At 69.2% G+C, this 12052-nt stretch carries 11 protein-coding genes and 2 pseudogenes; 6 read left to right on the top strand and 7 right to left on the bottom strand.

The features are described 5' to 3' along the window. Nucleotides 1-126: 126 nt before the first annotated feature. Nucleotides 127-1071 (top strand): YihY/virulence factor BrkB family protein, encoded by a 945-nt coding sequence (locus ACF088_RS12465; protein ID WP_392375649.1) that lies wholly within the window; start codon nt 127-129, stop codon nt 1069-1071. Nucleotides 1072-1196: 125 nt separating this feature from the next. On the opposite strand, the gene ACF088_RS12460 is transcribed toward ACF088_RS12465, so the two are convergent. Beyond that, nucleotides 1197-1508 (bottom strand): 4a-hydroxytetrahydrobiopterin dehydratase, encoded by a 312-nt coding sequence (locus ACF088_RS12460; RefSeq protein WP_392375648.1) that lies wholly within the window; start codon nt 1506-1508, stop codon nt 1197-1199. Between the two features lie 204 nt (nt 1509-1712). On the opposite strand from ACF088_RS12460, the gene ACF088_RS12455 reads away from it, so the two are divergent. Further along, nucleotides 1713-2528, top strand: coding sequence for a helix-turn-helix domain-containing protein (locus tag ACF088_RS12455; protein ID WP_392375647.1), 816 nt, complete (start codon nt 1713-1715; stop codon nt 2526-2528). 173 nt (nt 2529-2701) lie between these two features. On the opposite strand, the gene ACF088_RS12450 is transcribed toward ACF088_RS12455, so the two are convergent. Beyond that, nucleotides 2702-3118: a nuclear transport factor 2 family protein gene (locus ACF088_RS12450; protein ID WP_392375646.1), complete on the bottom strand. Its 417-nt coding sequence runs from the start codon at nt 3116-3118 to the stop codon at nt 2702-2704. 215 nt (nt 3119-3333) lie between these two features. On the opposite strand from ACF088_RS12450, the pseudogene ACF088_RS12445 reads away from it, so the two are divergent. Further along, nucleotides 3334-4068, top strand: a pseudogene (locus ACF088_RS12445) (transcriptional regulator); the annotation flags it as partial. Here the strand turns inward: ACF088_RS12445 and ACF088_RS12440 are convergent. From ACF088_RS12440 to ACF088_RS12430, 3 genes and pseudogenes are all read right to left on the bottom strand, one after another. After that, a pseudogene (locus ACF088_RS12440) lies at nt 4058-4698 on the bottom strand (HAD family hydrolase). The pseudogenes ACF088_RS12445 and ACF088_RS12440 sit on opposite strands and share 11 nt — an antisense overlap. A 218-nt stretch (nt 4699-4916) precedes the next feature. After that, nucleotides 4917-5753 carry a M55 family metallopeptidase gene (locus tag ACF088_RS12435; RefSeq protein WP_392375645.1) on the bottom strand — a complete coding sequence of 279 codons (837 nt, stop codon included), beginning with the start codon at nt 5751-5753 and terminating at the stop codon, nt 4917-4919. A 291-nt stretch (nt 5754-6044) separates the two neighbouring features. After that, complete coding sequence (locus ACF088_RS12430; protein WP_392375644.1) at nt 6045-6470, bottom strand: OsmC family protein; 426 nt, start codon at nt 6468-6470, stop codon at nt 6045-6047. Between the two features lie 412 nt (nt 6471-6882). Between ACF088_RS12430 and ACF088_RS12425 the strand changes: the two genes are divergently transcribed. After that, a complete protein-coding gene (locus ACF088_RS12425; protein WP_392375643.1) occupies nt 6883-7362 on the top strand; it encodes an SseB family protein in 480 nt (159 codons plus the stop codon). A gap of 195 nt (nt 7363-7557) precedes the next feature. After that, nucleotides 7558-8304 carry a GNAT family N-acetyltransferase gene (locus ACF088_RS12420; protein ID WP_392375642.1) on the top strand — a complete coding sequence of 249 codons (747 nt, stop codon included), beginning with the start codon at nt 7558-7560 and terminating at the stop codon, nt 8302-8304. Between the two features lie 215 nt (nt 8305-8519). Here ACF088_RS12420 and ACF088_RS12415 read toward each other — a convergent pair whose 3' ends face one another. After that, nucleotides 8520-9047 (bottom strand): hypothetical protein, encoded by a 528-nt coding sequence (locus ACF088_RS12415; RefSeq protein WP_392375641.1) that lies wholly within the window; start codon nt 9045-9047, stop codon nt 8520-8522. Nucleotides 9048-9496: 449 nt separating this feature from the next. Between ACF088_RS12415 and ACF088_RS12410 the strand changes: the two genes are divergently transcribed. Next, nucleotides 9497-10618 (top strand): fatty acid desaturase family protein, encoded by a 1122-nt coding sequence (locus ACF088_RS12410; protein ID WP_392375640.1) that lies wholly within the window; start codon nt 9497-9499, stop codon nt 10616-10618. On the opposite strand, the gene ACF088_RS12405 is transcribed toward ACF088_RS12410, so the two are convergent. Continuing rightward, nucleotides 10548-11936, bottom strand: coding sequence for an amino acid permease (locus ACF088_RS12405; protein WP_392375639.1), 1389 nt, complete (start codon nt 11934-11936; stop codon nt 10548-10550). The two genes, ACF088_RS12410 and ACF088_RS12405, sit on opposite strands and share 71 nt — an antisense overlap. Nucleotides 11937-12052: the final 116 nt, after the last annotated feature.

Here is a 12052-nt window from a genome sequence, read left to right as displayed (position 1 = left end):
GCCGGAGCAGCCGGGGTCCGCGGACGGTCGCCGTGTCGTGGGCGGCATCCGTGCCGGGAGATGATGCAGGACGGATACGACGGATGCGACGGATAGTACGGATACTACGGAGAGGACGGATACGACATGGCCGGGAGCGGTATGCGCCGCGGGCTGGACCGGACGCTGCTGGACCGCGCACTCGGGGCGGCGGGGCCGAGGCAGCCGGCCGCGCTGCCGACGTGGGCCCAGTTCCGTACCGCACTGCGCCATACACCGTTGTCGGTGTGGCACGACGATGTGACGGACTGGGCCGCGAGCCTGACGTACTACTCGGTGCTGGCGCTGCTGCCGTCGCTGATCGTCACGGTGTCGCTGATCGGTCTCGCCGATCCGGCGGCCACCGAGCAGCTCATCAACCAGATCACGTCGATCGCACCGGCCCAATCGGGCCCGACCGTGCACCGTGCGCTGGTCGGCATGGCGCATCAGCGCACCGCCGCCTGGGTGGTGCTGGGCGGCGCCCTGGTCAGCGCCCTGTGGTCGTCCTGCAGCTATCTGGCCGTCTTCCGCCGCGCGCTGCACGCCATGAACCGCACCAAGGACGACCGCCCGCCGTGGCGCAAGGCACCGCGGATCCTCATGACGGCGCTGCTGCTGATGGCCCTGCTGATCAGCAGCGCGGTGGCGCTGCTGGTGAGCGGGCCGATCGCGACCGCACTCGGCCGGGCCGTCGGGCTCGGCGAGGCGGGCGAGGCGACCTGGAATCTGCTGAAGTGGCCGCTGCTGCTGCTCCTGGCCACGGTGCTGGCGATGGTGCTGTTCCGTTCCGGCCCGCCCAGTTCCCGCGGCGTGCGCAGAGCGGCGCCCGGCGGCGTCGTCGCCGTACTCCTCTGGCTGGTCTCCTCCGCCGGCTTCGCGGCCTACACCTCGTACGTCGGCACCTTCAACCGGCTCTACGGTTCGCTCGCGGGACCGGTGGTGTTCCTGATCTGGCTGTGGTTCTCCCATCTGTCGCTGCTGTCCGGCGCCCAGTTCAATGTGGAACTGGCCCGCGCGGGGCGGGTGGTACGGCCGCGCTCGGGGAGCTGAGGCCGGCGTGGGGGCTGCCGCCCCAGCCGGTGGCCGGGCCGGTCGGCGTGGGGCGCCGGTGGCCGGGCCACGGCAGGGCGGTGCAGCCGACCGCGCTCCGGCAACGGTGTCCCCGGAGCGGCCGCTCAGCGGGCCCCATGCCCCGGGGCGATCGCCTCGATCCGGTGGGCAAGGCCGAAGTCGAGATGAGTGATCCGTCCGCCGATGCTGTGGGTGTTCACCGAGACCGCGAGTCGGTTGTACCCCAGCGTCAGATCGGCGTGATGGCCCAACTCCTCCTGGATCTGCGCGATATGGATGACCATGACGGCGGCCGGAAAGTGCCCGTGGAAGGCGTAGCCACGGCACAGCATCCCGCCCTCGACGGACCAGCCGGGCAGCTCCGCGAGGCGGTCCTCGATCTCCTTGAAGCTGAGCGGCTCCAGCTGAGCAGTCATGGCGTTCGCCTCTCCCCGTGTGCCGGCTGCCGACGAGCCGGTTCCCGATACGCATCGATAGGCACGGTTATCCGGGCCGCCGCACACTGCCGCGACGGCCGCGACCATTCCAGCGTGGCACGCCGACGGCACTTTCGCGCACTCACGGCACATCCCCTCCCATACCCCCCCCACCGGCACCGGCCCTCGACTACCGTCCCTCCCATGACAACTGCTGCGACGTCCTCACCGGAGACGACCGCAGGCGTGGGCTCCCTGCTGCGCGAATGGCGCGACCGGCGCCGGATCAGCCAACTGGAACTGGCCCTGCGCGCCGGCTCCTCCGCCCGCCACATCAGCTTCATCGAGACCGGCCGCTCCCGCCCCAGCCAGGAGATGGTGCTCCGCCTCGCCGAGCACCTCGACGTCCCCGTACGGGAGCGCAACGCCCTGCTGATCGCAGCGGGCTACGCCCCGACCTTCCCGGAGACACCGCTGGACGACCCGTCGATGGCCGCCCTGCGCTCCGGCATGGAACGCCTCCTGACCGGCTACGAGCCCTTCCCCGCCCTGGTGGTCGACGGGACCTACCACGTACAGGCGGCAAACCGCGGCGTCACCCTGCTGCTGGAAGGCATCGCCCCGGCCCTCCTCCAGCGCCCGCTGAATTCCATGCGCCTCACCATGCACCCCGACGGCCTGGCCCCCCGCATCCGCAACTACCGGGAATGGCGCAGCCACCTCCTCGCCCAGATGGAACGCCAATTGGCCCTGCTGCGCTCGCCCCGCCTGCGCGAGCTCTACCACGAGGTGAGCGCCTACCCCCTGCCCCCGGACGGCCGCGAGACGGCAGCCTTCGGCGAAAACGCCCCCTTCGCCCTTCCCATGATGCTCGAACACGACAACACCGTGCTGTCCTTCATCTCGACCATCGCCACGTTCAACACCCCAATGGATGTGACCGTCTCCGAACTGGCGGTGGAGACCCTGCTACCGGCCGATCCGGAGACGGCGGCGTATCTGCGGGAGACGGGACCGTAACGGGCGGCCGCCGTCCGGCCCTTACGGGACGGCTCGGGCCGTACGGACGGCTCGGGCAGCTCGGGTGGCCCGGACGACGGAACCGGACAGCGGGGCCGGACGGCACCCTTCCCCGGCGCCTTCCCCCGGCGGGATCACACGGCGGGGCCACACGACGGGATCACACGACGGCCTCAGACTGCCGGCGGCACCCGGTCCAGAAACCCACACACGGACCAAATCCGCCCGTCCTCCGCCAGCCGCACCACATCGAACCCGGCCACCGGCGCCGAACCATCCGCCACACTGACCAGCTCCCACCCGAACCGCGCCAGGTCATGGTGCCCGTCCACGCCCCCCAACTGCCGGAACACAAACCCGGGGAACTGCGCCTGCGCCCCCGCGATGGCCGCCGCCAGCCCCTCGTGCCCCGCGACATCCGCCAACGGATCGGTATACGTGGCGTCCTCACCGAAGGCCGCCGCGACGGCCTTACCCCGCGCCCCCTCCTCCGTCGCATTCCACGCCTCGAAGTACCGCGCAACGGCCGCCACATACCGCTCGCCCACGCCCGAGAACTGCTGCGTAACCTGCTGCTCCTGCTGAGTCATGACGTACTCCTGCTCCTGGTGAGATCCGAACGGCACCGATACCGGGCACTGTTGCCGGTACCGCTTCACGGGCCGGAGCGCGCCGACCCGTGAACCGATGACTCACTTTGCGGGGTGGTGGGGTGGCCGGTCGATTACGCGGGAGGTAATGGAGGATCGGCTCGGGTACGTGGCTGCGGTGCTGGTCCGCCGCGCGGTGGCGGCCGCCCTTGCTGTGGCTACTCGCCGGGCGTATCGAGTTCTTCGACCTTCGAGAGCCTGATGACGCCGGCACCACCCTGCTCCGTGCCCTGCAGGCCGCAAGCGAGGCGGAAGATTCCTTGATCGGATCCGCGATCCTCGCGCACACAGCCTTCATCCCCGGGTGGGCGGGAGAGCATGAAGGCGCAACGGAGCACATGGTCGCTGCCCGCGCATATGCCCGTCGAGGTCCTGCCTCAGCAGAGCTCTGGGCATGGCTCGACGCCGTTGAGGCCGAGTGCGAAACGCGGTGCGGGAACACACGCACCGCCCTGAACCTGATCAGGCACGCTGAGGACACCCTCGCGGCAGGGTCCGAGCACATGACGCCAGCATGGATGGACTGGTTCAACGCTGTCCGTCTGGCCGCGTTCAAGGGCCACACTCAGTTCAAGGCCGGCCACCTGCCTCAGGCCCGTGCAAAACTGCTCGGCGTCCTGGACCAGATGCCAGCCACCGAGGACAAGCAGCGCACCGTCATCTTTGGTGATCTGGCCGCGGTCGAGGCCGCAGCCGGTCAGCCAGAGGAAGCGTGCCGCTACGCGTGCCTTGCCCTCGACCAGTTGGAGGTCACCTGGTACGCGACGGGCATGGACCGGGTCAGGGAAGTACGGCGAGCGCTCGCGCCGCACCAACATGCCCCGTGTGTGCGAGACCTCGACGACCGGCTGTACGGATGGGCAACGACGGTCAGCGCTCTCACTCGTTGAACTTCGTGATGTCTTCCGGCAGTTCCATCAGCGACTCGATACGGAACGTAGGCAGCTCGCGCGCCTCCACGGTGTTCCACTGGATCGTGGCCCATGGGCCTCGGTGAACGAGTGCGGTATGCATACCGGCGGCCACGGCGGGCCGGAGATCGTTGTCCACGCGGTCTCCGACATACAGAATCTGGTTGTTCGCGAAGGGGACAACGTCGGCCACGCGCTCGAAGAAGAGCCGATCGGGCTTGCTGGCTCCCCAGTCATCCGACGTGCCGATGAGGTCGACATCGTTGGTGAACAGGCTGCGGAGGATCCCGCCCGCACGCACGGTTTGGTTCCCCGCGATGCCGAGCCACAAGCCATCGCCGCGCAAGTGCGCCAGGGCAGGCCGGACATCGGAGTACAGATCCGACTCGTCAAAGTGCTCCGGCCGGCCTGCAGCGGCACGCGCGTCCCGCTGCTCGTACAGGTCAAATCCGGGCCGGAACTCCTGAAAAACCTCGCGGTAGTCCCGGCCCTGTGCGATGACCGCACCGAACATCGCCGCGAACGTATGACGCGGCACATCGAGCCAGTCAGCCCACGTTCCGTACTCCCGCGTCTCATCGACCAGCACTCACCGACGTCAAAGACCACAGCGCGAATCATGCCGACACCCTACTGAGCGGCTCGGGGTCGGTACTGCCGCGTTGCAGGTTGCATGCTTCTTCGCCAGATCGGTCCGGCGACGGCAGGGTACCTCCGCGGCCAGGGCCTCACGGGAATCGAGCAGGCTCACCCTGCGGGCACCCGCTTGCCCATGCCGGAGTACGCCACCGCATCTGATCGTGGGACGGGTGCGACGGGTGCGACGGTCAGCAGTACGGTGATTGGCCGGTAAGGGACGCCGCTACCCGCGTCCATACGCCGAAGAGCCGGTATAGGGCGGGGAGTTGGCCCTGCGTCTGGACAGTCCGGCTGTCCACGGAGGTGACCGAGGGGATTCCCAGAAGCGTCGATGCCACCGAGGCCGACTGCCAACGGACTCTGAGGGTGGACGGGCTCGGAGTCGCGCTGCGCCAGGGCCTCTTCCGGGTTACGGAGAGACTGGTAGTGACCGCTTCCTCGATCGCCTGGCGTGCTTCTGCTACCGGGCGCAGCTCCGCGGCAAAGCGATCACGTGCGCTCTTCACGGCCACGGTGGTGACGGAATCGTCCCACGCCAAGGTCTCCGCGCAGGCGCTGTCGTCACCGGTGAGTGCCGCCAGGGGCACGTCGAGCATCGCTGCGGTGGCGTGGGCCAGGCCGATCTCGCCCACCGGCATGCCGTCCAGCCAGATGTCCTCGATCTCGTGCCCCATGAAGCTGTGGCTCAGCACGCCGAGCGTGCCGGCTCGGGAGTGGTAGCCGACGCAGATCATGGCGTCGTGTTCGGGGGTGAGGTCTTCGAGCATGCCCATGTGCTTGGGCCGGCCGCGGATGAGGCGAGCCTCCGGGTGCAGCATCTCGGGCGCCAGATTGCGCATGGGGCCGTGTGCATCGTTGACGACGATATCGGTGGCGCCCGCCGCCAGGGCTCCGCGGACGGCGGCGTTGACGTCCTCCGCCATCATCAGTCGTCCGCGCTCGTAATCCCGCCCGCCGGGCTGGACGTCGTCGGCGTCGACGAGCCCTGTGATGCCTTCCATGTCCGCGCTGATATAGATCTGCACTTCGCCTACTCCTCAAGCCTCAAGTTTGACCGCTTGGGAGACGCCGAGTGTTCCTTGCCTGGTTCCTCGCCTGGTTCCTCGCCTGGTTCCTGGGCGCGGATGTGGTCGGGCGGGAAGCTCCCCCGAGGGTGAGCCTTGCGGGCGGTTCGCCGAACTCCTCGATCGCTGGGCCCAGTTGCTTGCCCGGGACCGAAGGCAGCCGCGCCCGCCGCGCGCGCCGAAGCAGCCCCGGTGACGCCAGTGCCCCCTCAAGCCGAAGTGGCGAGGGGGCGTGGCATCGCGATCGTGGGATCAGGAGAGCGCGGCGGTGAGAGTGATCGTCGTGCCGGCGAGGGCCTGGCTCACCGGGCAGTTGACCTTGGCGTCCTCGGCCGCGGACTTGAAGGCGGACTCGTCGATGCCGGGCACCTGGCCCTCCACGGTGAGGTGGATTCCGGTGATGCCGGTGCCGGGCTGGAAGGTGACCGCGGCCTTCGTCGTGAGCAGCGTCGGTGGGTTTCCGGCCTCGGTGAGCGTGTTCGACAGGGCCATGGAGAAGCAGCTGGAGTGGGCGGCGGCGATCAGTTCCTCGGGGCTGGTCTTCCCGTTGGGGTCCTCGGCGCGGGAAGCCCAGGTCACGGGGAAGTGACCGACTCCCGACGAGTCGAGCGTGACCTCCCCCAGACCCTTGAACAGTTCGCCCTCCCACTCGGTGTGAGCGTTACGTGTAGTGGCCACGGTGAACCCTTCCTGTGTACGGGTGACGCCCTGTGTACGGATGTCTCCCTGTGTATGGATGTCGCCCTGTGTACGAGGACGTCCGGTGTGCGAGGACGTCCGGTGTGCGGATGACGTCGACTCCCCGATCGTCCGCCCTGGGGCGGTCTGCCCGGGTTTCCGACGCGCCGCAGCAACCGACTCGGCGGTCCGTCTGCACTCGGGAGGCGTCGCCTGACCGGGCCGATCGCGGGCCTCGCCGATCCCCTGGCCGGGAACGTTGCGGAGAACGCGGGGCGGCTTAGCCTTGGAGGTATTGCCACGCTTGCCCCGGCCCCATGCCGCTGGGCGGCATCCGGCGGCGACTGCGGCAACCCGCACCGACCCGTGTCGAGCGGGTGGCCGGTGAGCAACGCCGACGAGAGGACAAGCCATGAGCCCCCTGACCCCAGACGAAAACGCGCCCCCGCCCGGAGAACCTTCCACCGACGGCACACAGTCCCCAGCAGAGGCGGCGGACACCCAGGCCGCCCTGGTCGAGCTCGCGGCCAGCGTGGCTCTGCTACCGCAGGCGCCACCGGCCGAGGGTGAGGAGGAGCGTCCCGAGGGCGCTGTCTCCCTGCCGGTGATCGAACAGGACGGCAACCGATACGTCCCCGTCTTCACGACCGAGAATGCGCTGCTGACAGCCGGGGGCGACCTGGAGACCGCGCTCCGCATCCCCGTCGTCGACCTGGCCGCGAACTGGCCGGCGGACGACCTGTGGATGGCGGTCGACCCGTCTTCCGAGCAGGGCCTCGCCCTTCCCCCTGACCTGGTGCGTGCGCTGCCCGTCTTCAGCCGGCACGCCGATGACACGGCCGGCCAGGCGGGCGAGGCTGGTGCGGCGGGAGCGGAGGGAGGCAGCGGCTGAGGGCCAGGTCCGCCCGGCCCCGGGCCGAATACGACCCTCCATGCAGCCCGCCACCACAGCACGGCGAGGGCCTGAGGCACCGGACGCACCCTTGTCCTGCCCCAACTGAACTGCTCCAACTGGACTGCTCCATCGTTTACTTGAGACGACTCCACACCTCGTACCGAAACGATCAGTAAGTGGCAGGATCGGGTCATGACCGAGGACCTACCGGCCCGTGCGCGCAGTCTCTGGGAGCAGTTGGCGGAGGTGCCTGTGTCGTTCCCGTCCGGCGGCGGCGTCGCGATGACTGTCTCTGCCGGTTCGCGGCTGTGCCCGCCCGCCTGGGCGGGGATCGTCAGGCTGGGCGATGCCGTGGTGATCACGGTGCCGGACGAGGCTCAGGCACTCCTGTTCCGTCGTGCGGTGAGCAACACGCCGGTCGAGTCCCTGATGCGCCCCAGCACACTCCGGACGCTGCTGCCGGTGGTCGAGGTACGCGGCCCCGCTGCGCTGGCCTACCTCTCGAAAGAAGACTTCCGCCCTGCGTTCGATGGTGCAGCGGTCGACTGCTTGCCGCCAGTCCATGCGGACCTTCGGGCGTTTGCAGAGTCGGCGGGGCCGGAAGATGCCGCCGAGAGCGGCATCGACGAGATCGAGTCTCCGGTGTTCGTGGTGCGTGACGGCCCTGCGGTGGTGGCTGCTGCGGGATACCGGAAGTGGCCGGCGTCGACCGCACACCTGTGTGTGCTGACTGCTCCGCAACGGAGAGGGCACGGTCTGGCGCGGCAGGTGGCCGCCGAGGCGGTGGCCCACGCGCTAGACGCCGGTCTGCTGCCGCAGTGGCGTGCGCGTCCCGAGGCATCCCGACGGGTGGCGGCCGCACTCGGTTTCCGGGAGATCGGTGGTCAGTTGAGTGTTCGCCTGAGTTCTGCCTCTCCGGTCGGCACCGGGTCCAGATGAGGATGCCTGCGAGGTGGAGTGCGGCCTGGTAGGCGATGGCGAGTCTGTCGCATCGCATCGCATCTCACCGCATCGCCAGGCCGCGCCACTGGTCGGGCAGCCGGTATGACAAGCGCGGATACGTCTACCTCGGCACCGTCACCACTGCCACTGTCGCTGTCGCTGCCGCTGCCGCTGCCGCAGTCATCATCTGGCTCCGGTCGTGATCGGAGACCCTAGTCCACCCACCTCCGCAACAGCCCCTCCCGTTCCACCCTCCGAGGCGACCTCCCCTCCCACGCACGGCCCCACTCCGACATCGCCGCCAGCGTGGTGGCCATCGTTGCGGCGCCCTCCGTGAGGCGGGACAGGAGGGCTCGGGAGAGATCGACCTCTGTCGGGGAGTAGCCGACGGCTGCGGCCACGTAGGCAGTCAACTCGTGGTCGTCGTCCGGCGATTGCACGCACAGCGTCATCATCGCCGGGGCCTCGTACACCCGGCCTGGGCCCATGGGCAGAGCCAGGTTCGCCACCGTACCCAGAGCCAGGTCCTTGACCGCGCCGACGTGCCGCTTGAGGGACGTCACGGGGACGTCCGCCACTGTCAGGGCATGCACGTCCTCCCACAGGTAGAGGCCGGACTGCCCGTCGCCGAGGGCCACCACGCCCTCGGGGGTCAGGCGTACCCCGGGAGCCAGACCGGACGGCTTCGCGCCCACGTACACATCGCCCTCGGCGATCCAGAACAGGCCCACCATGGGCATGTGTTGCTCACTTCTCCCGACGACGGCACCGCCGTCGTGGCGCATATCAAACGATCAGGTCGCCCTCCGCAACGCGCGAAGGGACCGGGGAGTTCCCGCTTCCCGGCCCCACACACGGCCCGGACCGTGAGGGGATGTCTTTGGGTGGCGAGGGCGCTCCGGGCCCGGTGACGGGTAACCGGTGACGGGAAACTGGTGACGGGAAACTGGTGACTGGTGACTGGTGACTGGTGAAGGCGTCGCGCGCGTCCTGGAAGAACGCCTGCCCTCCCGCATCAAGCTTCCTGTACGCCGGCTAGTTGCGGAGTGCGGGGGCAGGCGCCCCCAGGTAGTGGTAACCCCCCACCCGGACCGGGGGTGAACCGGCTGTAGAGGCGGGGGTGAACCGGCTCTAGAGGCTGGGGTGGTCCGGCTGTCGGGGCGGGCGCGGCGCCAGAAGACTCGTCGGTATGACGCCGAGCCTTGAGACCCCTTCCCCACCCGCCGATGCGGCAGCACCCGCCGATGCAGCAGCACCCGCCGATGCGGCAGCACCCGCCGATGCAGCAGCACCCGCCGATGCGGCAGCACCCGTCGGCAGCGACTTTGCGCGGCTGTCGCGGCGCATCGTCGCGGCCGGGCTGTTGAAGCGCCGGCCCGGGTACTACGTGGTGCGGCTATCGGCCGTGAGCGTGGCGTTCGCCGGGGGCTGGGTGATGTTCTTCGCGCTGGGCGACAGTTGGTGGCAACTGGCCGTGGCCGTGTTCCTGGCGTTCGTCTTCGGGCAGATGGCGCTGGTCACCCATGATGTGGCGCATATGCAGGTGTTCCGTCGGCGTCGGCCCAGTGGGGTCGGTGGGCGGCTGTTCGGCAACCTGGGGGTGGGGATGTCGTACGGCTGGTGGATGGACAAGCACACCCGGCATCACGCCAACCCCAACCATGAGGAGCTGGATCCGGATGTCGCGCCGGACATCCTGGTGTGGTCGCGGGACCAGGCGCGGGCCGCCACGGGGCTGCCCCGCTTCATCGGCCGTTATCAGGCGCAGTTGTTCTTCCCGTTGCTGACGCTGGAGGGGTTCAATCTGCGGGTGTCGAGCATCCGGGCACTGCGGTCGCCGACCATGAAGCACTGGGGCAGCGAGGCGGCACTGCTGCTGACGCATATCGTCCTGTATCTCGCCGCGCTGTTCCTCGTGCTGTCACCCGGTAAGGCGCTGGCCTTCCTCCTCGTCCACCAGGCCGTCTTCGGTGTGTATCTGGGGTCCACCTTTGCGCCCAACCACAAGGGGATGCCGACGCTGACGGGCGACGCACCCCCGGACTTTCTGCGCCGTCAGGTGCTGACCTCGCGCAATGTCCGGGGCGGGATGCTGACCGACTTCCTTCTCGGCGGGCTCAATTACCAGATCGAGCACCACCTCTTCCCCAGCATGCCGACGCCGCATCTGCGCCGTGCACAGAAGATCGTCCGCGCCCACTGCGCCGAGCTCGGTGTCCCGTACCACGAGACGGGGCTGATCAGGTCGTACGCAGAGGCGCTGCGGCACTTGCGGCGGGCGGGGGAACCTCTTCGTGGTCCGCGGGCGTAGGCACGGCCGTCGTGGCCGTGGTCTCCGCCTGTCGCGCCGTACGCCGGGCCGCCATGAAGGCGTAGACCAGGATGCCGGCGAACAGGAAGAGCACGCCCTGGTAGATCGCGGCGTAGCCGGCGCCGGCGACGAGCCAGAAGGTGAAGCCGAAGGCGGTCAGGGCGAGGGTCAGATCGCGGGCGAAGCGGGCGGGACGGACCTTGTCGCGGCGGCCGGTGAGCAGGAAGTAGACCTGGGCGCCGGCGGCGAGGAGGTAGGGGACGGTCGCCGAGAAGGTGGTGATCAGTACAAGGATCTCGAAGACGCCGCCGGCGCCGATGAGGTAGTTGATCACCGTGAGGGCGCTGGCCAGCACTCCGGCGGCCAGGACGCCGAAGGTCGGTACACCGCGCCGCTTGGTCAGGAAGGGTGCGGGGAACAGCCCGTCCTTGGCGGCGGCATACGGGGACTGGGCGCTCATCAGGGTCCAGCCGTTGAGGGCACCGATGATCGAGACGACGGCGGCGAGCGCAACGACCGTGCCGCCCCAGTGACCACCGAACATGGCGTTCACCGCGTCGGAGAACGGCGCCTGGGACTTCACCAGCTTGTCGTGGGAGACGGTGCCGAAGACGGCGACGGTGCCCAGGAGGTAGACGACGGCGGAGCCGATGGTGCCGAGGACGGTGGCCCGGCCGACGTTCCGCTCCGGGTCGCGGACCTCGCCCGCGCTCATCGCGGCGGACTCCACACCGACGTAGGAGTAGAGCAGGATCGCGGCGGCCGCGGACATCCCGCCGGCCACGCTGCCGCTGCCTTCGTGGAACGGGCCGAGGTTCGCCGGGTCGAAGAAGAACAGGCCGACGACGGCGATGAAGAGGAGCGGGATGAACTTGAGGACGGTGGAGATCGTCTGGACCAGTCCGACATAGCGGGTGCCGGCGAAGTTGGCGAGGGCCGGCAGCCAGAGCGCGACGAGTGCGATCACGAGGTCGGCGCCGCGGGAGGGGTGGCCGGGGAGGAGGACGTGGACGTAGCCGACGATGGCGACCGCGAGCGCCGCGTTGCTGACCCAGGTCATGGTCCAGTAGGACCAGGCGGAGAGGAATCCGGCGAAGTCGCCGAACGCCTCGCGCGCGTAGACATAGGGGCCGCCGGTGTCCGGGTGGCGCTCGGCGAGCCGCCCGAAGACCAGGGCGAGGGCGAGGGCGCCGATGGTCAGTGCGCCGAAGGCGACCAGGCTGACGGTACCGAACGGGGCGACCGAAGCCGGCAGCAGAAAGATGCCGCCACCGATGATGTTTCCCATCACCAGGCAGGTGGCGGTGAACAAACTCATCCGAAACGGTGGCTTGGCTTGAGTGTGCAGGTCAGAGCCGGTCTCTGGGTGCTGAGCGGCAGGGCTGCGGTGCATGTGGGGCGCATCTCTCGTCGTGCCAGGCTGTCCGGTGTGCC

The organism is Streptomyces sp. NPDC015125, assembly GCF_043080045.1.
Taxonomy (GTDB): Bacteria; Actinomycetota; Actinomycetes; order Streptomycetales; family Streptomycetaceae; genus Streptomyces.
Note: the sequence above shows the minus strand (reverse complement) of the source record. Positions and strands in the feature narration are given on the sequence as shown.

Coding starts and splice junctions, on each gene's coding strand:
- ACF088_RS12465 (WP_392375649.1), top strand. CDS start 127: ATGGCCGGGAGCGGTATGCGCCGCGGGCTGGACCGGACGCTGCTGGAC.
- ACF088_RS12460 (WP_392375648.1), bottom strand. CDS start 1,508: ATGACTGCTCAGCTGGAGCCGCTCAGCTTCAAGGAGATCGAGGACCGC.
- ACF088_RS12455 (WP_392375647.1), top strand. CDS start 1,713: ATGACAACTGCTGCGACGTCCTCACCGGAGACGACCGCAGGCGTGGGC.
- ACF088_RS12450 (WP_392375646.1), bottom strand. CDS start 3,118: ATGACTCAGCAGGAGCAGCAGGTTACGCAGCAGTTCTCGGGCGTGGGC.
- ACF088_RS12425 (WP_392375643.1), top strand. CDS start 6,883: ATGAGCCCCCTGACCCCAGACGAAAACGCGCCCCCGCCCGGAGAACCT.
- ACF088_RS12420 (WP_392375642.1), top strand. CDS start 7,558: ATGACCGAGGACCTACCGGCCCGTGCGCGCAGTCTCTGGGAGCAGTTG.
- ACF088_RS12415 (WP_392375641.1), bottom strand. CDS start 9,047: ATGCCCATGGTGGGCCTGTTCTGGATCGCCGAGGGCGATGTGTACGTG.
- ACF088_RS12410 (WP_392375640.1), top strand. CDS start 9,497: ATGACGCCGAGCCTTGAGACCCCTTCCCCACCCGCCGATGCGGCAGCA.
- ACF088_RS12405 (WP_392375639.1), bottom strand. CDS start 11,936: ATGAGTTTGTTCACCGCCACCTGCCTGGTGATGGGAAACATCATCGGT.